At 37.6% G+C, this 24893-nt stretch carries 16 protein-coding genes; 11 read left to right on the top strand and 5 right to left on the bottom strand.

From position 1 onward, the window contains the following. The first annotated feature begins 100 nt into the window (after window positions 1-100). Window positions 101-682: an aminotransferase class IV gene (locus tag ABXH34_RS07915; RefSeq protein WP_353571333.1), complete on the top strand. Its 582-nt coding sequence runs from the start codon at window positions 101-103 to the stop codon at window positions 680-682. A gap of 189 nt (window positions 683-871) precedes the next feature. On the opposite strand, the gene ileS is transcribed toward ABXH34_RS07915, so the two are convergent. Then, entirely contained in the window at window positions 872-3697 is a 2826-nt protein-coding gene (gene ileS / locus ABXH34_RS07910; protein WP_353571332.1) for an isoleucine--tRNA ligase, read from the bottom strand. 431 nt (window positions 3698-4128) lie between these two features. On the opposite strand from ileS, the gene ccmD reads away from it, so the two are divergent. From ccmD to ABXH34_RS07895, 3 genes are read left to right on the top strand one after another with little or no spacing between them, the layout of a single operon-like run. Then, the gene (gene ccmD, locus ABXH34_RS07905) at window positions 4129-4311 is read left to right on the top strand and encodes a heme exporter protein CcmD (RefSeq protein ID WP_353571331.1); all 183 of its coding nucleotides are present in this window, start codon (window positions 4129-4131) and stop codon (window positions 4309-4311) included. Next, window positions 4295-4747, top strand: coding sequence for a cytochrome c maturation protein CcmE (ccmE, locus tag ABXH34_RS07900; RefSeq protein WP_353571330.1), 453 nt, complete (start codon window positions 4295-4297; stop codon window positions 4745-4747). The genes ccmD and ccmE overlap by 17 nt, the downstream gene beginning before the upstream one ends. Window positions 4748-4795: 48 nt before the next feature. Then, complete coding sequence (locus ABXH34_RS07895; protein ID WP_353571329.1) at window positions 4796-6766, top strand: heme lyase CcmF/NrfE family subunit; 1971 nt, start codon at window positions 4796-4798, stop codon at window positions 6764-6766. A 230-nt stretch (window positions 6767-6996) separates the two neighbouring features. Here ABXH34_RS07895 and topA read toward each other — a convergent pair whose 3' ends face one another. Then, window positions 6997-9330 carry a type I DNA topoisomerase gene (gene topA / locus ABXH34_RS07890; protein ID WP_353571328.1) on the bottom strand — a complete coding sequence of 778 codons (2334 nt, stop codon included), beginning with the start codon at window positions 9328-9330 and terminating at the stop codon, window positions 6997-6999. 295 nt (window positions 9331-9625) lie between these two features. Between topA and ABXH34_RS07885 the strand changes: the two genes are divergently transcribed. Together ABXH34_RS07885 and ABXH34_RS07880 are read left to right on the top strand one after the other, a co-directional pair. Beyond that, the gene (locus ABXH34_RS07885) at window positions 9626-11278 is read left to right on the top strand and encodes a right-handed parallel beta-helix repeat-containing protein (protein ID WP_353571327.1); all 1653 of its coding nucleotides are present in this window, start codon (window positions 9626-9628) and stop codon (window positions 11276-11278) included. 20 nt (window positions 11279-11298) lie between these two features. After that, entirely contained in the window at window positions 11299-13800 is a 2502-nt protein-coding gene (locus ABXH34_RS07880; protein ID WP_353571326.1) for a hypothetical protein, read from the top strand. 212 nt (window positions 13801-14012) lie between these two features. Here ABXH34_RS07880 and ABXH34_RS07875 read toward each other — a convergent pair whose 3' ends face one another. Then, complete coding sequence (locus tag ABXH34_RS07875) at window positions 14013-14600, bottom strand: GGDEF domain-containing protein (RefSeq protein WP_353571325.1); 588 nt, start codon at window positions 14598-14600, stop codon at window positions 14013-14015. Window positions 14601-15262: 662 nt separating this feature from the next. After that, entirely contained in the window at window positions 15263-16063 is an 801-nt protein-coding gene (locus ABXH34_RS07870) for an alpha/beta hydrolase (protein ID WP_353571324.1), read from the bottom strand. A 711-nt stretch (window positions 16064-16774) separates the two neighbouring features. Between ABXH34_RS07870 and murB the strand changes: the two genes are divergently transcribed. From murB to phnD, 5 genes are all read left to right on the top strand, one after another. Then, window positions 16775-17683, top strand: a complete 909-nt coding sequence (murB, locus tag ABXH34_RS07865; RefSeq protein ID WP_353571323.1) for a UDP-N-acetylmuramate dehydrogenase — start codon at window positions 16775-16777, stop codon at window positions 17681-17683. A gap of 90 nt (window positions 17684-17773) precedes the next feature. Next, window positions 17774-19027, top strand: a complete 1254-nt coding sequence (locus ABXH34_RS07860) for a lipoprotein-releasing ABC transporter permease subunit (protein WP_353571322.1) — start codon at window positions 17774-17776, stop codon at window positions 19025-19027. After that, window positions 19020-19697, top strand: a complete 678-nt coding sequence (gene lolD / locus ABXH34_RS07855; RefSeq protein ID WP_353571321.1) for a lipoprotein-releasing ABC transporter ATP-binding protein LolD — start codon at window positions 19020-19022, stop codon at window positions 19695-19697. The genes ABXH34_RS07860 and lolD overlap by 8 nt, the downstream gene beginning before the upstream one ends. Window positions 19698-20092: 395 nt before the next feature. After that, window positions 20093-20572 (top strand): crossover junction endodeoxyribonuclease RuvC, encoded by a 480-nt coding sequence (gene ruvC, locus ABXH34_RS07850; RefSeq protein WP_353571320.1) that lies wholly within the window; start codon window positions 20093-20095, stop codon window positions 20570-20572. A gap of 38 nt (window positions 20573-20610) precedes the next feature. Next, entirely contained in the window at window positions 20611-21444 is an 834-nt protein-coding gene (gene phnD / locus ABXH34_RS07845) for a phosphate/phosphite/phosphonate ABC transporter substrate-binding protein (RefSeq protein WP_353571319.1), read from the top strand. Between the two features lie 169 nt (window positions 21445-21613). On the opposite strand, the gene ABXH34_RS07840 is transcribed toward phnD, so the two are convergent. Continuing rightward, window positions 21614-24589, bottom strand: coding sequence for a mechanosensitive ion channel domain-containing protein (locus tag ABXH34_RS07840; RefSeq protein WP_353571318.1), 2976 nt, complete (start codon window positions 24587-24589; stop codon window positions 21614-21616). Between the last annotated feature and the right edge of the window lie 304 nt (window positions 24590-24893).

The raw sequence follows: 24893 nt of genomic DNA, 5'->3' as shown, positions 1-24893 counted from the left end.
TGTATAGGGGATAAAACAAATTTATCTTAATTAGTATTTGCTACTTTTTATTTGATGGGTAATTTATTAGATGAGATGGCTTTATTTGAAAGGATACTAAATGAGTCAATTACTAGAAACAATTAAATGCGTCGATGGGAAGGCGCAAAATTTAATATGGCATCAACAGCGATTTAATCAAACCCAGCAGCAATTATTTGGATGTCAACAGGATATCGATTTGTCTTTGTTATTTAAATCAGCACCTGCAAAAGGTATTTATCGGTGTCGTGTTTTGTATCAGCAACAGATTGAAAAAGTGGAATTCATTTCATACCAAATGCCTGTATTAAAACGTTTTAAATTGGTTGAAGCGAACGAGTTAGAGTATTCGTTTAAATATGTAGATCGCCAAGCATTGAATCTGTTCACGGCTCAAAAGCAACAGGCTGATGATATTATTATTTTAAAAAATAAATTTGTTACAGATACATCTATTGCTAATTTAGCTTTTTGGGATGGGAAAGTCTGGCTTACACCAAAAACGCCTTTATTAAAAGGAACAACGCGGGCACGGCTATTAGCTGAACATAAGATAATACCTGTGGCAATTCATGTTGATGAAATAAGACAATTTAAAAAAATTGCTTTATTGAATGCATTGTTAGGATTTTATATTATTGAATTTCCCAAGATATTTTAGGAATGCCGCTTTGAGAACAAGCTGCTAAATTTGTTGAGCCTACAAAAACAAAGAATCGCATCTACCACCAATGTGATTGATACGATTCTTAAATAATTCAAATAACTGGCCTTACGCAAAAATGTCAATAGCCATCGATTTTGGTGGAAAACCTTATGCTATTCCACCCTGCATGATTCTAATCAAAAATTAAGCTAGCTTACGAGTTTCACCTTCACCTGCTACATTTTCAACGCAACGTCCACATAAAGTTGGGTGTTCTTCGCTTATACCGACATCATACCGATAATGCCAGCAACGTTCACATTTCTGATGTTCTGTTGCAGCTACTTTAACCCAGAAACCATCATAATTTACTGCATCATCGGTACGTTCTGACGCTTGATGAATTCGAGCATAAGAGGTAATCAAGATAAAACGAAATTCATTGCTTAACACATCCAATAAACCACATGATTTATCATCGCAATAAATGTCGACTTCAGCCTCTAATGATGCGCCAATCTTATTGTCATTACGTAACTTTTCGATTTCTTTGGATACTGCTTCACGGATTTGGAATGCACGTTGCCATGTTTCTGCACATACTGGGCTGTCAGCATCTAGCGCGAATAAACCCTTGTACCATGTTTCAAGCAACACTGATTCGCTACGCTCACCCGGAATATATTTCCAGATTTCATCCGCTGTAAAACTTAAAATTGGACTCATCCAACGGCTTAAGGCTTCGACGATATGAAATAACGCTGTTTGTGCTGAACGACGAGCAATACTGTTAGTTTGGCAAGTGTATTGGCGGTCTTTGATAATATCTAAATAAACCCGTCCCATGTCTTCGGCGCAGAAATGATGGATTTTTTGGTAAATTAAATGGAAATTATAGGTTTCATAGGCTTTGATAATCTCATGTTGCAGGTGAAACGCACGATCCACCGCCCAACGATCTAAAGCTAGCATGTCTTCAGGCGCAACAAGATGCTTTTCTGGTTCAAAGTCATGCAAATTTGCTAATAAGAAACGCGAAGTATTACGCAAACGGCGATAAGCATCAGCAATCCGTTTTAAAATCTCATCTGACACATTGATTTCAGCACTATAATCCGTTGCAGAAACCCATAAACGTAAAATATCTGTCCCTAGTTTTTTAATCACATCTTGAGGTGTAATCACATTGCCCAAGGATTTTGACATCTTACGCCCTTGCGCATCGACCACGAAACCATGCGTTAATACAGCTTGATACGGTGGTTTGTCTTGGTGCATCGCGATTGAAGTGAGAAGCGAAGATTGAAACCAGCCACGATGTTGATCTGAGCCTTCTAAATATAAATCAGCAGGGGCGGCCAATTGCTTATGACTTTCCAATACGCTCATGTGGGTCACGCCAGAATCAAACCAGACATCTAAAGTATCACTGACTTTTTCGTAGTGTTCCGCATCGTCACCGAGTAGTTCTGCTGGCTCTAATTCAAACCATGCCTCAATACCTTTTTGCTCAACTCTAAGCGCGACTTTTTCAATCAAATCATGGGTATTTGGATGCAATTCTTGAGTTTCTTTATGCACAAACAAGGCAATCGGCACACCCCATAAACGTTGACGCGAGATACACCAATCAGGCCGATTTTGCATCATGCTGGCAATCCGTTGCTCTCCCCATTCAGGCATCCAATCAACGGTTTCAATCGCCTTGGTCGCATGTTCACGTAAATCCTGCTTATCCATACTGACAAACCATTGTGGTGTTGCACGGAAAATCACAGGGATTTTATGTCGCCAGCAATGTGGATAACTGTGGCGGATGCGTTCTTCATGGACTAATTTGCCACGTTCGCACAACACATCAATCACATCACGGTCAGCATTGAAGACGTGTTTACCTGCAAAAAATTCGGTATCAGAAATAAATTTACCACTGCCATCAACAGGGTTAACTACTTCTAAGTTATATTTTTGTCCAACCACATAATCTTCTTGACCATGCCCCGGTGCAGTATGTACGCAACCTGTACCCGCTTCAGTGGTCACATGCTCGCCTAAAATCATTGGCACTTCACGTTTATGGAATGGATGTTGTAATTGTAAATGTTCTAAATCTTTACCTTGGCAGTAAGCAACCACGCGATAATCTTCAACGTTATAACGCGCCATTACTTCTTTCAATAAGGCTTCAGCGATCACGAAACGTTCCATGCCACGTTGCCCGTTTTCAAATTGCACCACTGAATATTCTAAATCTGGATGGACGCTCACTGCTTGGTTAGCAGGTAATGTCCACGGTGTGGTTGTCCAGATAATCACGGAAATTGCGCCTTGTCCAGTATGTTCTGGGACGTGGTGGCAACGTTTTAAAAAGTCGGTTTCATCAGCAACAGGGAAACGCACATCAATCGCTAAAGAATCTTTGTCCTCATATTCCACTTCCGCTTCTGCTAATGCCGAACCACAATCAGTGCACCAATAAACGGGCTTTGAGCCTTTTTCAATATGTCCTGCATCAAGAATCCGCCCTAATGAGCGAATGATGTCGGCTTCGGTGTGGAAATTCATGGTTAAATAGGGATTATCCCAATCACCCAACACGCCCAAACGTTTAAAATCAGTTTTTTGCCGCTCAATTTGTTTTTTCGCATATTCACGGCAAGCCTTACGGAATTTTGAAGGCTCAATTTTGCCAACTTTGCCTATTTTTTTCTCTACTTGTAATTCAATTGGTAATCCGTGACAATCCCAACCGGGTACATAAGGCGCGTCTAAGCCATCGAGATTTTTAGACTTGATAATCATATCTTTTAAAATTTTGTTGACAGCATGACCGATATGAATGTCGCCATTGGCATACGGAGGGCCATCATGTAGTACAAACAAGTCTCGACCTGCTGCTTGTTCCCGAATTTTTTCATAAATATTTAATTCATACCAATGCTTGAGCATCTCAGGTTCACGCTGCGGCAGATTGCCACGCATGGGAAACTTAGTTTGTGGTAGATTTAATGTATCTTTGTATGTACTCACTGGATTCTCTTTATTTGTGAAGTGCTGATAGCAGTATTTTAGTATAGATTGGGAATGGGAAAAGGTATAAGTTTACAACAGGAATGTTATTTAAGAGAAATAATTATATTGTTGAATGTCAGAGATGAAAAAATGAACACCTCTAATGGGTCTTTAAACAAATTGATAAAAAACTATTTTACTAGATTTCAGCCGCAAAACAAAAAAAGCAACTCAAGTAAAAATTCACTTTATCCTCAAAATATCAAGCAAAACATATTAATTTATAATTTCAAATGGTCATTAATAACTGCTGTAATTTTGTGAAAGATTTAAAACCTCTATTCCAATAATCATAGCTTATGATCAGCTCTGCAATTTCAATTGAGTTTTTTACTGTTAACTGTAAAGAATTTGCTATAATCCAAAAACCCAAATGTTGAGGAAAAACCATGAATTCATGGCAAGAATTTTTTAATATGGGTGGTTATGGCTTTTATGTTTGGTCGAGTTATGGAATTGCTTTCATTGTTTTACTCGCAACCGCCATTAGCCCTATATTTTGTGAGCGTAATTTATTAAAAACATTAGCGCGAAAAGCTCGGAGGGAACAACGTCATGACAGCCAAACGTAAACAAAGACTGGCCGTTGTCTTTTTAATTTTATTGGGAGTTGGTACAGCGACAGCCCTTGCTTTAACTGCGTTTCAAGAGAATATGTTGTATTTTTTTGACCCAACCCAAATTGTAGCGGGTGAAGCCCCTGAAAATAAAAAAATCCGAGTGGGTGGAATGGTTGTAGACAAGAGTGTAGAACGCACTGAAGACAGCTTAAAAATCAAGTTTGATATTACGGATTATCAAAATACGATTGCGATTCAATATGAAGGCATTCTGCCTGATTTATTCCGCGAAGGACAAGGTATCGTTGCGATTGGTAAAATGCAGAAAGAAGGTTTATTTATCGCTTCTGAAATTTTAGCCAAACATGATGAAAACTACATGCCACCAGAAGTTGCTCGTTCACTTGAAAAGCAAAAAACTGCTGCTGAAGAGAAAAATGCAGAATAACTGTCTTTTAAATCGAAAACTGCCAATTAAAAATCGAAAAGATTACTCATGATTCCAGAACTCGGACATTTTTCACTGATTCTCGCACTGTGCTTAGCCATTGTGCAGACTGTATTCCCCTTGCTGGGGACATTTCGTGCTGCACCCAATTGGATGGCCGTCGCACGACCTGCAGCAACAGGACAATTTATATTTTTAGTCTTAGCCTATGCCTGTTTAACCTACGCATTTATTTACAATGATTTTTCCGTTGCCTATGTTGCGTCGAATTCAAATAGTACTTTACCGTTACATTATCGCATCGTCAGTGTATGGGGTGGCCATGAAGGCTCAATGTTATTATGGTCGTTAATTCTTGCACTATGGACAGTCTCGGTTGTGATTTTTAGCCGCAGCTTACCGCGCCCAATGGCTGCCAGAGTGATTGCGGTGATGGGTTTTATTAGTGTGGGCTTTTTGCTATTTATGGTGCTGACTTCTAATCCATTTGATCGTTTAGCTTTTCCTCCTGCTGATGGACGTGATTTAAATCCATTATTACAAGACCCCGGACTCATCATCCATCCACCTATGTTGTATATGGGTTATGTGGGATTTTCAGTCGCGTTTGCATTTGCGATTGCAGCCTTGTTAGGCGGTTCGTTAGATAGTGCTTGGGCGCGTTGGTCACGACCTTGGACATTAATTGCTTGGGTCTTTTTGACTTTAGGCATTTCTCTGGGTAGTTGGTGGGCTTATTACGAATTAGGCTGGGGCGGCTGGTGGTTTTGGGACCCTGTGGAAAATGCGTCTTTCATGCCTTGGTTAGTCGGTACAGCTCTGATTCATTCTCTCGCAGTCACAGAAAAACGCGCAGCATTTAAAAACTGGACTGTATTACTCGCCATTTTGGCTTTCTCACTCAGTTTACTAGGTACATTCTTGGTCCGTTCTGGCGTATTGACTTCAGTTCATGCGTTTGCCAGCGATCCAAAACGCGGTATTTTCATTTTAGCTTTCCTTGGTGTTGTCGTCGGTATTTCACTGTTGTTATATGCTTGGCGTGCGCCGAAAGTCGGCAAAGGTGGTTATTTTGGTCTGGTTTCTAAAGAATCATTTTTATTAATCAACAACGTTTTATTGCTAGTGACCTGTGCCAGCGTTTTAATCGGTACACTGTATCCTTTATTCATCGATGCGTTGAAATTAGGCGAGATTTCTGTAGGTCCTCCTTATTTCGATAAAATGTTTGTATTATTCATGTTCCCGTTAATGTTGTTACTCGGTGTTGGCCCTATGGTGCGCTGGAAACAAGACAAAATTGGCAACTTAGCAAGATTGTTAGCAGTGAGTTTTGTGTTAAGCATTATTGTTGGGGTTGCCATTCCCTACTTATTCATTGGTATGAAAGGCTTAGCTGTGATGCCCGGTGTAGCATTAGCTATGTGGGTGATATTCACAGGTATGCGGACATTTATGGATAAGTTGAAGAATAAAAACAATCCAGTTCAAGCTGCATTTCAATTGCCTGCCAGCTTTTACGGGATGGGAATCGCCCATTTTGGGGTTGCACTGTTCATTATCGGCATTACTTTGACCACATCATTTAGTGTGGAACGCGATGTGCGGATGGCGTTGAATGAGCCGATTGAAGTCGGTGGTTATCAGTTTACCTTGAAAGAAATTAAACCATTTGATGGGCCTAATTATCGTGCAGATAAAGGTTTGATTACGGTTGAGAAGGAAGGGCAAATGGTTGCTGAGTTAAGACCTGAAAAGCGTTTTTATTTGGTACAACGGATGCCAATGACGGAAGCGGCGATTAATGTCACTGTATTCCGCGATTTATATGTGGCATTAGGCGAACCTGTTGGCAATAATGCGTGGGCAGTTCGGGTGTATTTTAAACCCTTTATTCGTTGGATTTGGGTTGGTACATTATTCATGGCGTTAGGCGGTATTATGGCTGCAATGGATAAACGTTACCGAAAACGCAAAGCCACTGCGATACAGAAAAATATGGCAACCGCTGCGGGTTAATACATAAACCTATCAACAATAATTATTGAAATAAAAAAGCCGCGAATCTTTTGAAGGTTCGCGGCTTTTTCTTTGTCATCGTTTTTTTACGCCTATTGGCAGGACTGATAATTCTTGAAGCACTATCAATCCTAAAATGTATAGTCGTTTTATTTTAAAGTATAAAAGGACCGCCAGTCCTACAAACCGAAATTGACTATATCATTCAGTACAACAAGCTGATTAACGTATTACTGTACTGTTTCTGAAGGTGTTTCCACTACCACCGATTCCTTGAAATCGCATTCTTTCTGAGGACATACTTTTTCTGTTCCCCAACGTTTCGTGGTTTTCAAAGTGAGAATCGGCCAATTACATTTAGGACAAGGCTCTTTCAATGGTGGATGTGAAACCGCATATTTACAATCTGGATAACGATCACAAGAATAAAAGAATGTACCAAAGCGTGATTTACGTCGAATCAATTGGCCTTGCTGACAAGTTGGACATGCAATCCCTGTTTTATCTTCGTCTGCCGCTTCAACATGTTTACATTTCGGGTATTGACTACAACCGATAAATTTACTACCGCTGCGTGAACTTTTAAGATGCAATTCAGAATCACAGAGTGGACATTTTCGTCCTTCAACCACTTGAGGTTGTACCGATTGACGTGCGGCAGCGGCATCAGCATCTTCATCTACATTGCGCGTGTAATCACAATCTGGATAGGCGGTACAAGCAACAAAACGCCCTGTTTTACCTAATTTAACCACTAATTGGGCTTTACACTTGGGACATTTTTCATCCAATGGTTCTTGGGTCACGTCTTTTTTATCAACGGTCTCCATTTTCTCATCAACCAAGCTCTTGAATGTGCCCCAGAATTCTTTCATCAGGGGTTTCCACTGCTGCTCACCGCGTGAAACGGCATCCAATGAATCTTCTAGTTTTGCAGTAAAATCATAATCTACATATTGGGTAAAATGCTCAGTCAGTAATTTATTAACAATACGCCCAACATCAGTTGGATAAAAGCGTTTTTTGTCTAAAATCACATACTCACGTTGCTGTAGCGTTGAAATAATAGACGCATACGTTGATGGCCGACCAATGCCAAATGCCTCTAAACTTTTAACTAAACTGGCTTCAGTGTAACGCGGTGGCGGCTCGGTAAAATGTTGGTCAGCACGAATGCCTAATAAATCAATGATGTCACCCTGTTCCATCTCAGGCAATAATTTTTCATCATCGTCATTACTATCTTCGGCTTTCTTATCATCAACACCTTCCAAATAAACCAACATAAAGCCCGGTTTAGCAACCACAGAACCATTGGCACGGAATATGTTCTGTTCTGTACCACAAACCAAGTCAACAGCCACCGTATTCAAGGTCGCGTGCACCATTTGACAAGCCACAGTCCGCTTCCAAATCAAGTTATACAGTTTGTATTGATCTTGAGTTAATGAGGCTTTAATTTCATCAGGATGTCGAAAGGCTGAAGTTGGGCGCACCGCTTCATGGGCTTCTTGGGCATTTTTTGATTTGGTTTTAAATTCACGCGGCTGACTGGGCACATTTTCTTTGCCATAACGCTGGGTAATCGTGTCGCGAATTTCTTCCACTGCTTCTTTGGCTAAATTCACCGAATCCGTCCGCATATAGGTAATTAAACCAACAGCCTCTTCACCCGTGTCGATACCTTCGTACAATTTCTGTGCAGTCATCATGGTGCGTTTAGTGGTAAAACCCAATTTACGCGCTGCTTCTTGTTGCAATGTCGAGGTGGTAAAAGGGGCAGCAGGTTGTCTTCTACGTTGTTTTTTGTCAACTTTAAGCACGGTTAATTTGCCCTGTGCTTGAGCCAATAAATCATCACGAATCCGTGTGGCATCCGCTTCTTTATTCACTGTAAACTGGCTGATTTTCTCATTAGCATATTTGGTTAATTTTGCACTGAATTTACTGTTATCTTTTTTATTATCTGCATCAATCGTCCAATATTCTCTAGGTTTGAATTGCTCGATTTCAATTTCACGCTCCACGATTAAACGTAAAGCGGGGCTTTGTACCCGACCTGCGGACAAACCTTGGCGCACTTTATACCAAAGCACTGGAGATAGATTAAAGCCCACTAAATAATCTAAAGCCCGTCGTGCTTGTTGTGCATCAATCATATCAATGGATAAATCGCGCGGATTCGCCACTGCTTCTTGAATCGCCGATTTGGTAATTTCGTGAAACACTACCCGGTGTACGGGTTTGTCTTGTATCAAATTGCGTTCTTGTAATAATTCATGTAAATGCCAAGAAATCGCTTCACCTTCTCTATCAGGGTCAGTCGCAAGATACAAAATGTCCGCTTTTTTCATCGCTTTGCTAATTGCATCAACGTGTTTTCCACTTTTAGCAGACATCTCATAGTGCATCATAAAGTCGTTATCTGGCTCAACTGCACCCTTTTTGGGTAACAAGTCACGCACATGACCATAGGAGGCCAAGACTTCAAAATCTTTTCCTAAATACTTTTTGATGGTTTTCGCCTTAGCAGGAGATTCCACAATGACTAGATGCTTGCTCACAACGATTAACTTCTCGGCTAATTGGTAACGAGGTTAAGAAATAGCGGTAATTTTGATTTACGTCAAGTGTTTTTTTATCATCATGCTGTCAATCTACCAAAAAAAAGCTTGATAAAATGTAGACACGATGGCTATTCATAGGTAAATCTTAAAAAAGAGGCCATATTTAGAAACTTAGACAAAAACTAAACTATCAATACTGGAAATATGATTCTTTATTACGTCTGCATCAAAATTGATTATAATATTTTTCTCATCGTTCAACTTATATATAGAGTAAAAGGCTTACTATTCTATGATATTTCGTATTTTCTGTTTTTTATTGCTTATCCAAACCAATGTTTATGCCTCTGCATTGTTTTCGACTTATCAGTTGCCGCCTTTTGAACGTGCTCCTAAGGACAGCTCCGCTTCAAATGCAGTAAAAAACAGTCAGGTCATGCAGCGTATTCATGCACAACAATTAGCATTTTCCAATATTGATGACCCCGATATATTTAATCAGCGATTATTACAAGAAATTCAATCTAAATTAAATATTCAATTTGAACAAAATTACTATTTTTCTGGAAAAACCACGCAAGAATTAAATGAGTTATTGCAATCAATATCTGCAAAAATAAATATTTATATTACATCATCTCAACTTTTATTTAATAATCCTATCTATCTACCTAGTCATATAAAACTACAAGGCAATCAAACTTATATTGTAAATACTAACGACCAAGATAATGTCTTTATTGCAGAAAACAAGCAAAACTTTGCCATTTCAGGATTTAAAATAAAAAATGCTAATATTGCTGTTTATATTAAAAATTGCCAACAATTTGAACTAAGCCAACTACAATTAGATAATAATCAACGGGGCATTGTAGTTCAAGGTAAAACCCAATTTGGCAAGATTGAGGAAAATATTATAAAATCTAGCAAAAATAGCGGTTTATCGTTAATTGGGAGCGTGGAGAAATTATTAATCCAACATAATAGTATTGTTGATGGAGCAGATTATTTTAATTGGCACGCAGGCCTTGTACTGACAGATACACCTTTGAACAGCATGCTAACAAATGAAGAAACTTACAATCGCTTAGCTGTTGAGACTGCAATCCATGAAGCTAATTTGACCACACCACGTTTTAATATCATCCAACATAATATCATTCAAGATAATAAAGCTTCAGGTATTTATATGGATGGTGGTGTCGAAAATATAATTCAGAACAATCAATTAACTGAGAATGATAAAGAAGGTTTATGTTTGGATGGTGGATCGGCTTTGAATATCATCCGATTTAATCAAATTACCAGCAATGGGTTTAGACAACGCCAAACAGATCATGATTTAAGACTCGATTTTGTGTTTGATTTCGGTAAATTAGCTGATGGTTCTTCGACTGCGAAATTACCAGGGATTTCTTTAGATAATGCAGCTTACAACGTAATTTTATCAAATAGTGTGCAAAATAATGCAGGAGATGGAATCAAAATTGTACGATCTGGGTTTCGTAATTTATTATTATTTAACAGTATATTGAGTAATAACCAAGGCGAAAACAGCCAATTTCATTTCTTTGGTATTTTACTTGGCAGCGCAGTAACAGATAATCCAGCCGATCAAGGTTTGTATGATTTTTTACCCAGTATTGAGAATATTGTTGTAGGAAATAGTATTTATGGACAACATTTCTCCGCTATTTTGCTAGATAAACAGACAGAATTTAATGATATTTACAACAATACAATGTATCAATTTCGCTATGCACCAATTGAGTCTGCATCACAGCGATTTAATAGCATTGTAGATAATTTGTGGCCTGAAAAAACGGTACAACTTGTCAGTTGTTATAAACATTGGTTTTGGTTAGGTATTATTATATTTTTCAGCTTGGCTATGCTGATTTTAATTCTACAAACAATTATTATTATCAAACTTAGATATAAATAATTTTGGAGGTAATTTTTTTTATGTTTCGTTCTTTATTTTGGCTTGTTCTTGGACTATTTGTGATTAGTTCGCCAGCTTGGGCAGAGCTAACGTTATTATCAGATGATACTATCGAATATTCTGAAGATGATTATTCGCGGCGGATTTATTCCTATGATTTTGCAATCGATGCCACAGGGAAAATTCATATTCTTTACGGGCGGCCTGAGCCATCTGGTGCAGAGCGGGTGCAAATTATTTATGCCACTAAACAAATTGGTGGTACATGGGACGCAAGTTCTAAAGTAATCTTAGAAGAATATGGCGATACAGGTTCAATTTCTAATAATATTATTTTGGGAACTGATGGTACGGTGCATGTTAGCTATTTGGTTAAGCGTGATTTTACTATCCCTGTCACAGTAGATTTTCCCCATGCAACAGGCTTAGTTTATCAAACGATTTCTAACGGTGTCGCAAGTGAAAAGTCCAATATATCAGCAGGTAGTTATCATACCAAAATGCGTTTAGATACTGATGGGCAAATGATTTTTGTGCGTGAATATGAAATCGATAACAAAACATCGACTCGTAACCCGCGTGCATTGGCTTTTTACAAGCAACAAGATGGTCAATGGACAGGGACTGAAACTAAAGTTTTCTCTGATTTATTAACGGCTTCAGGTTTACAAGAATATCGTTTAGCAGACTTTATCATTGATCCAAACACAGGCCGTTATCATTTGAGTTATGGTGATAAAAATGCTGATGAGTTACGCGCTCAATATCCAACCGCAAATCCTGGGCAAGCAGCTGTACATTTTCCAGCAGGGGCTGGGCATAATTTAATTTATGTTTATTCTGATGATAAAGGCGAAAGCTGGAAACCATCAATTTTTGATAACACAGGTTCGCTGTCTGAAAATGAATTTTGGACAGATATGTTAATCGATGAAAATGGTAATCCTGTGATTGGTATGTATCGTTATGCGACCGATGCAAGTGGGATTCACAACGGCACATCTAACCGTATTGGGCGTTATGACCTGAGTCCGGGTGCATGGGATACGCACACTGTCGCAGGTAAAAGCTCATCGACTACCAGTCATCGTGCGGGGTCTGCATTGGGTTTGGCTATTGATGATGCAGGTGGATTACACGGTATTTGGGATAATTCTCCTGACCAACCAATTGATGCTCATGCGTCTCAAGTGCAATACGGTGGCACAATGTACCGTTATAGCTATGATGGTAAGAACTGGGATGCACGCCAGCCTATTTTCAACTTTTCGGTGGAAGGCAAAGTACGCACTAAAATCTTTAACAATCGCTTATTCGTGATGTTTTTAGGCGATCATCGTAAAGTGCGTTTATTATTAGCAGGATTTCAATTACCAAGTCCAACCAGTAATTTGTTCGAAGCTTACACAGATAAAAGTATCTATAGCAATGGCGAAAATATTGATTTTTATGCGCGTTTACAAGGTGATACTTATGGAGATTATTATTTAATTGCTGATGGCCCTTATGATTGTGACGTAAGTTTACCACCAGAACAAGGTTGTATGCCTGTTAGCTTGACTTACAAAACCTATTATTTAGATACTAATCAACAATGGCAAACAGCCACCTCCAAAGCCACTGTACAACCTACATTAACTGTTGAAGGTGCAGCCCAGCCACAGGCACAAGCTTGCTCATCCAATACCCAATGTAATTTTAGTTTGCCTATGAATAAAACAGGGTTTTACATTGCTGAAGTTCGTTTACCTGAAGGCAATTCTGATGGTGTTTGGGGCTTATCTGTTGCAACTACGACCAATGAAGGCGGTTATAGTACAGGTGGTTTGTTGTATTCTGATTATGTAGGTTTTACCACATTCACCTTAAAACAAGCTGATAGTATGACGGTTACCGCTTTTGAATATATTAATAATGGCACGGTCAATATTGAAATTGCTGACGCGAATGGTAACATTATATATGGGCCGATTGAGACTACATCAGGCACACAGCTCACTTCGCCAGAATTACCTGCGGGCTTTTATGTGTCTCGTGTGAGTTCAGCGACTACTGGGGTGTTTGGTATTTCGTTAAATGGACAAAACTTTGCCACAGATATGAATGCAGGCGGTTGGATTGATAGTGCAACCAAAGGTTTTATTGCTTTTGCTGTCAGTCAGGCTCAAACCATTAGCTTATCAAGTTTGTTTGGACAAAGTTATGGTGATTTTGGTGCAAGCAAAATTGAAGTAGATATCTATTATCCAGAAGCGGATGGCAGTCGTAGTTTGTATTGGAGTTCTGATGCAACTAAATTTGCTTCTATTAGCACGACAACAGTAGCAACGGGTCGTGAACAATTCAAAGATATGCTTTTTTACAATCGCCCATTTGACAGAGTAAGGGCAATGCAAGCAGCACCATTTATCAATCCAAGTTCTTACTTAATTACAACGGTTAGAACTGTACCAAATGGTGGCTCAATCTCAGCGGAGAAGGTGTCGCCAGAATATAGCTACATCTTACATATCAATCCTTAAATCCTAAAATTAAACAACTGCTAGCAAGATGCTGGTGGTTGTTTAATTTTAGGAATGAGGATAGGATTTTTTGTTGGATTGCATTGTTAAAAAGCCGTATTAAATTAATCTCTGTGCAAACTATCTAACTATTTTCATAGGTATTTTTTGAATATTCATATAAGCTAAGCCGTCAATGAATCATAGCAGCGCAGCACAACTCACCTAAAATCTTATTTTGAGCAAATTTCGATACCACCATGGCCAGTTTGTTTCGCTTGATATATACACTCATTTAACTTGCCTAGTAAAATATCAATATCCACTTCATTTTGATAATCACACGCACCAATACTCAAGCTTAATTTAAGCAATTCATTCATTGGAGTATGCACGGATTGTTGTTTGATCCGTTCTAATACGATACGTGGTTCGCCATTATTAAAATTCCATAATACCATCAAAAATCGATCTCCACCCCAGCGTGAAATCCAGTCACCTTTACGAATATTATCCATTGTAACTTCAGCAATATGGGTTAAACACACATCACCTATATGCCGCCCAAAATTCTCGTTAATATGAGAAAAATTATCAACATCTAATAAAGCAATTAAAAGTCGATTAGTATCTCGTGAGGCACGTGCAATGTCCTGCCGCAAACGATCTTCCCCTGCTTGACGATTAAGTACGCCTGTTAATGGGTCTAGGTTGCTATCTTGAGTTTGAGTACGGGTTAAAAATTCTAATTTTTGCGTGACATATTGAACATGCTCCATTAATAAGCCCACATTGTCTTTATATTCAGAAGGCAAGTGCAATGGCAAATCATTATTGACATACTCATCAAGCTGTTTAGAAGTAAAAAAAATGGGCCTAAGCAATAGATATAAAAATAAAATATTGAGCCCTATGCTAAAGCTTGTCAATATAAGTGGAATTAATAATGAAGCGGTGGATTGGCCAAATAGCATAAAATAAACAAAAACAGCTAATAATGGAAATAATGAAGCAAACAAAACAACCAATATAACTTTAAACATATAACTGTATTTAAATAAAGGAATTTTGGCTAATATTTCATAAAATCTAAATAATTGTATGTTATTCACGGTATTTTCTCTAAAATATGAAATGGAATACAGATGAGACTTATCAATCTCTACTATTTATAAGCTCCATCATTTATTGAGAATAAGGCATGTTGCTTGCCAATATCATAAGATATCCCAATCAATTTGAATTAAAATTATTCTGAGTACATACCCAAATCGCATTGCACGTTATTAAAATAATCTGTCTCATAAAAAAAGCCCTAACTTAGAATCTAGCATAGGGCTTTTTGCAAATAAACAAACGGTCTTTGAGACTAATGGGTCATTTTAGCTTAGTGAAACCAATATAAGTTTATAACACCATTAATTTTAGTATAGATAGATTGTTTATATTTGGCAGTGTTCAGAGCAATTATATTGTTTAATCTTTAAATTTGTTTTTTTCCTAACCATTCCAACATATAGTTTGCTACAGATTGCCAATCATTTTCCAACATCATAGCATGAGCTAGACTCTCGAAGATATGCGAATCAGCTTGATAATGGTGAGCGGTTATACGAGTATTTGAATGAGGGAAAAACACATCTTTGCCCGCGCCTAATACCAACATGGGTATTTCTGGTTTTTTATTGGATTGATTAGGTAATGCCCAGTTAAGCATTTCAGTTACAGCCAATTGTGCTTCACCATGCCAGTGACTGGAAAATTTTTGTAACACTTCATCACTGATATTTTCACTGGAAAACAGGGTTTGTTTAATCATTTCTGGTGTTGCAAAAACAGGACTCACTCCTTGAACTAAGCCTAATTGCATCAGCAAAAATGGGCTGCTCATTGCCATGTAAAACATTGACATGGATAAACCTGATGGCGGCACCGTATTCATCAGAATAGCAGCTGTTGCAGGATGTGTTTCTATGTATTTTTGTACTATCATACCGCCCATAGAGTGGCCTACTAAAATCGGTGGTTTATCTAATTGTTCAACCACTGATTGCACATCACTGATAAAATCATTTAAAGTGGTAAAACTAAGCTGCGCTTTACCATCACTTTCTCCATGACCACGCAAACTAACGGCATACGCAGGATAACCTTGTGTTGCAAAGTAGGGTAAAAAATATTCATCCCAACACCATGCACCAGCAAATGCACCGTGTACAAATAATAAAGGTGGTTTTTGAGAGGATTTAGTAGGTAAATGACTTAAAATTTCTAACTTTGGCATACGATAAGTGGCTTTGTGGGGATATGAATAAAAGTTATCACAAGCATACAATGATAACTTATTATGTCTTGTTTTTGTGACAGAAGCGTATTTCTATTAGTTTTTGGGCTGCATAACTGCTTGGGAACAAGCTATCATCATTTTCCTATCGATTAGAGCTATTGCTTTTAGATACAAATATCATTTTTCTAGTTTGTTCTATACTAATGCTGATCCATTTACTATTTGATAGTCATAAGCTTATCACTAACCTAATTAATTCAATGTGTCTTTAAGTCTAACTTTGCTTTACTTGGAAATTCTACCACTAAACTGCTGCTCATTATATCTCTTGTTTTTGTCAATGCTTTTATATAACATGCCAAAAAATATAGGTGTGATTTATTTATTTTCAATATGTTACATAATTTAATTTTTATCCTTTCTATTCCTGATCTGCTGATTTACTATTCACTCAATTTTCTTTTTACTGTTAAAGTTTCATTTAATTTACACTAGTTTAAATTCTTAGTTAATTTTGTAGGGTATAGAGACTTGGGTTATAGAGCTTATCGTGGTAAATTAGCCTCATGTGTCACGATGCGTATTATGCTTGCTTGATTATCATGAGCATACTTTTCATACAACTTCTGGCTTAGTAGAAGATTATAATTAGGATTATATTAAACACTATTTGCTTTAGACTCTTACTCATTCAACACAATAAAATTTATGTTACAAAACCAACCTCCTTTTAAAATTCATGGATTACAGGGCGAACTGTTAGCCAATGAACCGATGTCAAAATATACGACTTGGCGTGTAGGGGGCTGTGCTGACTGGCTGTATAAACCGAGACACTTGGGTGATGTGACCCAATTTATTCAACGTATTCCTGAAAGTATGCCTATTTTTTGGTTTGGTCTAGGTAGCAATTTATTGGTGCGAGATGGTGGTATTCGTGGGATTGTTATTTTCACATCAGGCTTATTAAATCAAATTAAAATGCTTGATAGTACCCATATTTATGTTGAATCAGGAGTCAGTTGCGCCAAAGTAGCACGCTTTTCAGCACGAGAACAATTAAGTGGCGCAGAATTCTTAGCGGGCATACCAGGAACAATGGGCGGCGCATTGGCAATGAATGCAGGTGCATGGGGCAATGAAACTTGGAATTTAGTTGAAAACGTCACTACATTAAATTACCAAGGCCAATTATATAAGCGTAACCCCCAATCATTTGACATTGACTATCGGCAAGTTAAAGGTCTGCAAAATGAATGGTTTGTATCAGCAAAGTTAAAATTATCTCTTCAGGCAGATAATGCCGCTCAAGAACGTATTAAAGCATTAATGCAAAAACGTAATGAAACCCAGCCAATCGGTTTGCCTAGTTGTGGTTCAGTATTTCGTAATCCACCTAATGACCATGCTGCACGACTTATCGAGGCCCAAGGCTTGAAAGGTTATAAAATGGGTGGGGCATGTGTATCAGAAAAACATGCAAACTTTATTATTAATCAAGATAATGCCAGCGCACAAGATATTGAAAGTTTAATCAATTTTGTGCAACAAACTGTTTTCGATAATACAGGCATTCAACTTGTATATGAAGTCAAAATTGTTGGTGAAATAAACTAACGTCCTTGTCCGTTTTAAACTATAAATAAACGACTCATTATTTTACAATATCGCCAAATATGCTGAATTCTCAAGAAAAGTTGCCCATTTATGTATAAACCTCTGCCGTTTTTCATTGGTTTGCGTTATACCCGCGCAAAGCGCCGTAATCACTTTATATCCTTTATTTCGCTAACTTCTATTTTAGGCATTGCCTTAGGCGTAACTGCGCTGATTACGGTGATTTCAGTGATGAATGGATTTGAAAAAGAATTACGTGGACGGATGCTCGGCATGTCAGCCCATGTTACTGTGGGCACATTTTATCAAGACAGCATTGCAGATTGGCAGCAGCAACTGACTCAACTTAAACAATATCCTGAAGTCATAGGTGCAGCCCCCACCATTGAAGGGCAGGCAATGATAACCCATAGTCAAAATGTATATGGCACAATTTTGCATGGTATTGATCCCGCATTAGAAACATCAGTTTCCCAAGTTGAACAAAAAATGCAAAAAGGCAGTATTCATGAGCTTAAAGCAGGTGAGTTTGGTGTCATTATTGGGCATGAGTTGGCTTATTCACTGAGAGCTGAAGTTGGTGATAAAATTACCGTGGTTGTGCCACAAACTTCAGTGACTCCAATTGGGGTGTTTCCGCGTATGAAACGCATGACAGTCAAAGGTATTTTTAAAATTGGGATGCATGAATACGACAGCGGTTATGTATTGTTAAACATTGAAGATGCTGCAAAATTACTACGATTACCAATAGGTAACGTACATGGTTTGAACTTGAAACTGACCAGTATGGATCAAGCTATTCACTTCTCAAAACAGTTGCAAAGCAAATTACCCTTGGGATATATCAGCCGCGATTGGACATATCGTCATGCTAACTTCTTTAAAGCGATTGCAATGGAAAAACGCGTTATGTTTGTCATTCTGACGCTTATTGTTGCTGTGGCTGCATTTAATATTGTTTCAACGTTAATTATGGTGGTGACAGATAAACAAGCCGATATTGCCATTTTGCGTACTTTGGGTATGACTCCCAAAAGCATTATGTTGACGTTTATGGTGCAAGGTACATTTATCGGAGTATTTGGTACATTGCTGGGATTAGTTGGAGGGATTGGCTTAGCTCTGAATGTGGAGACCATTGTGCCCGCAATTGAACGGGTGTTTAATATGCAATTCTTACCGTCTGACGTTTATTATATCAGTGATCTGCCTTCAGACCTGCATTGGGGTGATGTATATAAAATTGCTTCAACTTCTTTAATTATCAGTTTTTTTGCCACTGTTTATCCAGCATGGCGAGCGTCTACAACGCAACCTGCGGAGGCATTGCGCTATGAGTAATATTGCCTTGGCATGTCAGCAGTTACACAAGACTTTTCATGATGGCGATTTATCGGTTGAAGTATTGCACGGCATTGATTTGCTGGTGTGTAATGGTGAGCAAGTCGCGATTGTGGGCAATTCTGGTTCTGGTAAAAGTACCTTATTACATTTGTTAGGTGGTTTAGATACGCCAACTCAGGGCGATATTTGGGTTGCAGGACAACAAATTAACCAACTGAGTGCAGCAAGACGAGGTTTATGGCGCAATCAGCATTTGGGTTTTGTATATCAATTTCATCATTTACTAGCAGAATTTACCGCCTTAGAAAATGTATGTATGCCATTATTGATTCGTGGCGATAGTATCAAAGATGCAGAACAACAAGCGGCGGATATATTAGAACGGGTTGGTTTAGGTCAACGTTTAAAACACAAACCCAGCGAGCTTTCAGGCGGTGAACGGCAACGGGCAGCGATTGCAAGAGCATTAGTGACGAAGCCCACTTGCTTATTAGCAGATGAACCGACGGGCAATTTAGATCAACGCACCGCACACAAAGTGTATGAGGAAATGTTGGAGCTCAATCAAGCTGTTGGTACTAGCTTAATATTAGTCACTCATGACCCTCAATTAGCCAGTAAAATGGATAAAACCTTACAGTTAATCGATGGCAGATTACAAGTATAAAGCATACGACAAACTGATTGCAGAACTATTATAAAAAATGTCAGATTCAGATTTTAGAACTGCAAATTAAGGGTTTGTGGTTCTCATGCTTTATTTTGACAATCTGCGTTGATTTTACACATTTTTAACATAATCTAATCCAGCAAATCATTACTTTCTTAAACTAAACCGCTAAAAATGATATTTTGAGCTATTGTAATGAGCTGACTAGGCAATATATTAGTTTAAATAGATTTGCAGAAATAGTATTGAAGTGAACCGAAAAATCTTGATATGACCTAGTTTTTGTACTGATTTAGGCTTGTTATTGCAAAATAAGTGGATAAATAGTTATTTCAATATAATCATGAGTGAAATGTTATAATTTTACACTTTCATGATTGGCAGAGATGGTTGTGAGTTTACGCATTTTAGGGATAGACCCAGGGTCAAGAATTACGGGATTTGGTGTAATAGAAATCTCTAAACGTCAAACTAAATTTATTACTTGTGGCTGCATCAAGATGCAACAATCTGATTTACCGGGACGCTTGCAAGAAATCTATACAGGAGTCAGTGAGTTAATCAGCCAGTATCAGCCAGAACACATGGCAATCGAACAAGTGTTTATGTCGCGCAATGCAGATTCTGCACTAAAATTAGGACAAGCCAGAGGGGCGGCCATTGTCGCTGGAACTCAGCATTCTCTCAACGTGCATGAGTATGCGCCTAATCAAATAAAACAAGCCGTGGTTGGACAAGGTCATGCTGAAAAGCAGCAAGTACAACACATGGTTAAAATTTTACTCAATTTACCTACCATTCCTTTGACAGATGCCGCCGATGCTTTAGCAGTTGCTTTGTGCCATGCACATATACAAGGCCATGCTAGATAACTTTTATTTTAAATCTGAAAACAATACTGGGGGGTATTATGTGGCGTTCATTGCTACTGTTTATTTTATTATTGAGTCAACCATTGGTTTATGCCGAAACCTTGGTGTTAGGTGTTTATCCTTATTTAAACATTTCGGAAGTGTTGCAACGTTTTGATCCATTAGCAAATTATTTAAGTCATGTATTGAATAAACCCGTTGAAATTTCCGTGTCACATGATTATTCAGAACATATTGAATTGACTGGAAAAGACTTTTTAGATATTGCTTATTTAGGCCCTGTTTCTTACATTAACCTACTTGAACAATATGGCTCAAAAATATTGCTAGGTCGGATTGAAGTCAATGGAGAAAGTAAGTACCGTGGCGGAATTTTGGTTAAAAATAACAGTCCAATCCAAAGCTTAGCAGATTTAAAAGACAAAACCTTTGCATTTGGTGATCCAAAATCGACCATGAGTCATATTGTGCCGCATTACATGCTACTCAAAGCGGGTGTAAAAGACAGTGACTTAGCTGACTACAGTTTTTTAGGTAATCATGAAAGTGTCGCATTAAGCGTATTATTAGGACAATATGATGCAGGTGCAGTCAATTCCCGGGTCGCCACTAAATATACTAAAAATAATTTACGTGTAATGGAATGGACACCATATATTTCTGAACATGTCTTTGTAATGCGATCTGGCTTAGATCAAAATATGCAAAATAAAATCAAACAAGCCTTTTTAGATTTGACTTTACCTGAGCATTTACCTGTTTTGACTCAGATTAAAAGTAGCATTACAGGCTTTGATATGGCGCAAGAATCGGATTATGATAATCTGCGAGAAATGTTAGCCACATTACGGGCAGCAAACATTATTGATTAGTCTTTTTCATGGTGGCAATAACCCGCATATAGTCATTTTACTCTAAGATGATACAGGACTGGCAGTCCTTGGTTTTAAAAGTAATTGATATTTAAAATTTTATAGGACTGCCAGTCCTAATCCCAAAAACAAAATTGACTATAGATTATTTGCCACCATCTAAAACAGATCATCCACTCAACAAACTGCTATCACTCACATCTGGCTCAGGCACAAAATCATCCGCTAATTGCCCCTGACAATCTGACCCTTGTTTCACAAGAACATCATGCTGAGGATAAGGCATTTTAATGCCCGCTTTTTGCAATTCATCCCATACTAAGAAATTGACTTTAGTGCGCACTCCAAACGTACCACTTTCTTTAAGATCAATATAATAGTCAACTCTAAAAATAATAGCATATTCAGAAAACTCCCATAAATTCACCATAGGTTCTGGGTCTTGTAAAATTTCAGGGATTTCGCTCACTTTCTCTAATAATAAGTTACGTACAAAATGTGGATCACAATCATAACTCACTCTAAATTTCAAAGTGGTTCGCATGATGGTATTGGTTAATGTCCAGTTGGTAAAGGCGTTGGAAATAATTTCCGCATTAGGTACAACAACCTCTTGATAATTCCATGCTTGAACCGTGAGTGAACGAATCCCAATTCGGGTGACTTCGCCTTCATGCACACCGCCAATATTGACGAAATCTCCTGTTTTCAACGGCCGTTCAATTAACAGTAAAATACCACTGATAAAGTTATTCGCAATATTTTGTAAACCAAAACCAATCCCAACCCCTAAAGCCCCAGCAAATACGGCCATAGTGGTTAAATCAATTCCTAAAACTTGCAAAATCACTAATAAACCGATTAAAACTATAAAATACTGGGTAAAAACCGATAAACTATTACGGATGCCTAAATCTCGGATATTGGCATAAATCCACCGATAAGTAATACGTTGTGTCCAACTTCCAAACCAAAAAATACCCCATAATCCAAGTACAGAAAACACGATTGAAGAAAAGCTCATGTGAGTGCGGCCAATTTGGATCATTTTTTCATCAAATAAGAGTTGGCGCACTCCCGTAAATGCTAAATCATCTTGCCAATTATTTAACCATGACAGCAACATAAAAGAACAGATAAAAAGCCCAATATTTAATAAATTATGACCAAGAGGAATAATATCTTGTGTCCACAATAAACCGTATTGACTGCGTTGCATCACAAAGTTTTTCAAAATATAAATCAAATCTCGTAATAAACCTTGCACAATCAACCACAAAACTAAAACAAAAATCAGCCAATATGCCTGTTGGGCGATAATCCAGCCCAAATTAATATAGCCAATGATACCCAGTAGCGCGACACTTAAAAACAATAGTGGAACAAGTAGCGTAATAATGCGAATTGCAAACAACCAATAATATTGAATATTGGATTGTCCAAGCAGATACAACAAGAAATAACGCATATTCATGGCGGGAATAATTGCGATAGAAAGCAACAACATAAACCCTGTATCAATGATTTCTAATGCTAATGGCGAAATTTGCCAACGATGCGCCAAAGTGGTGACTAATGCGGCTAAAGCCAAAATTCTAGCAATCCAAGTAATTTGTATATAAACTTGCTGATAGCGCGGCAAAACCCCAAAATAGGGGGAAAAAAGTAAAAAAGCCAAGTGTACTGATAATTGAGCCCCTAATAAAATCAGCATCAGAGCCAATACAAAATAGTGAATTTGTTCTGGTAATTGCATGAAATACAAGCTAATGCTAAAACTACCAATCACTGCAATGGAGACTAAATTACGCTTAAGTAAATTCACTAAAACCAAACCCAAATTAGCAATAAAAGTCACAACCAGCAATTTAGTTAAATATTCAGAAATTTCAGTTAGCAGCATTTTTAGTTTTAACAGAGCTAAAACCCAGATTTGCAAACAAAATACTAATAATAAAATCTGGGAAAATGGTAACTTAACCAAAGCGACATAGACTTCATTTTTCAACGTATTCAAACTATGCAAGAATAAAGCAGGAAATTGGCTAATCGCTAGCGTCAGTTCATTAAAGGTTTTCGTGGTTTGTAAAAAATGACGGCGTTGGATCAGTTTTTGATGTAATACGGATTTATAATTAGCAGTAAACACTTGATTAAGGGTATTGGCTTCCAATTTCAAAATACTTATAGCATCTAATTGTTGATTAAGGCGTTGATATATACTCTTTAAAATATCATCAGCTTTTTTGTAATTTTTCTTAAGTTCCCCTGTCCATGCCTCACTTCGTTTACTTAAGTTTTGTTGCGTTCGTTTATTTAAATTTAATTTGTTATCTATTAGTTGAGCTAAAACTTCAATATGCTGTTTAGATTCATTAAGTTGTTTCATTCGCTCACTTAATAATTTTTCAGCCTGTAAAATAGGTATTTGACTGATTTTATGCGTTGTAATTTCTTGCTGCCAGAATTGAAGTTGTTGTTTAATTTGGTCGATTTTTAGATTATTTAATACTTCCCCCGCTAATTCCTCATTATTTAAAATTTGGATTTCTAATAATATTTTGGCCGTTGGTTTTACGCTGAGTAATTTTTTCTTTAAATTAACCGCTTGCTCTAAATAATGCTGTTGTTTGAGTTTGGCTTTGGCTTTTTTATCTAATTTGTCACGTAATAAATAAGTGTTGCGTAAGGTTTCAGTCCATTCTGTGACTACATTTAATAATTTCTCAGTGATAATCAAGCGAGCGATGAGAAATTCAGATAATGATCTGTCTACGGTCATTTGTTGTTTCTGTAAAGCAATATTTTTTTCAAGCTGTATTTTTTCAAGTTCTGGCAAAGTAAGACTAATTTGTGACAAAAATGTATCTAAGTACCGTTTATTTTCTAAAACTTGGGATTTTCTGGTTTCGGATTTGAGTTGTAAATTTTCCAGTTCAATTTGTAAACGTTCTTGTTCTAACTCAATGCTTGCAATAGATGCTTCAGTAATTTCAAGCTCAGGTAACATTTGTTTTTGCTGTGAGAAGTCAGCTTGGGCTTGGGTTAGTGCTTTATCAACCGCAATCAAACTATATTTTTCATCTTCAAGCAAGGCTTGTTTTTGTTCAATTAACTGGGTTTCAACTTGATAATCCAGGGGCAATGTTGTGTCTGCTATGGCAAATTGAATTGTAAAGAAAAACAAAAGAATAAATCGTTGCATGGAAGGCATGGGGCAATTCTATATTGAAGGTTGGGGTTAATTGATTTTTCGTGGTCATATCAATCAAAGCGTTGTCTGTTTTTATCAGTTAACAATATCATTTTAAAACAAAAGTACTATTTACTGAAACTGACAAAGATATCTAAACTATTAGATAATAAAGATACTAGATGATAGGATTACCAGTTGTTTGAAAACTCGCAACCCTTTGTATAGTCGTTTTATTTTAAAGTGATATAGGACT

It is taken from the genome of Candidatus Albibeggiatoa sp. nov. BB20, assembly GCA_016744725.1.
Classification (GTDB): Bacteria; Pseudomonadota; Gammaproteobacteria; order Beggiatoales; family Beggiatoaceae; genus Albibeggiatoa.
The sequence above is the reverse complement of the archived record's forward strand: the minus strand, read 5'-3'. Positions and strand labels throughout refer to the sequence as shown.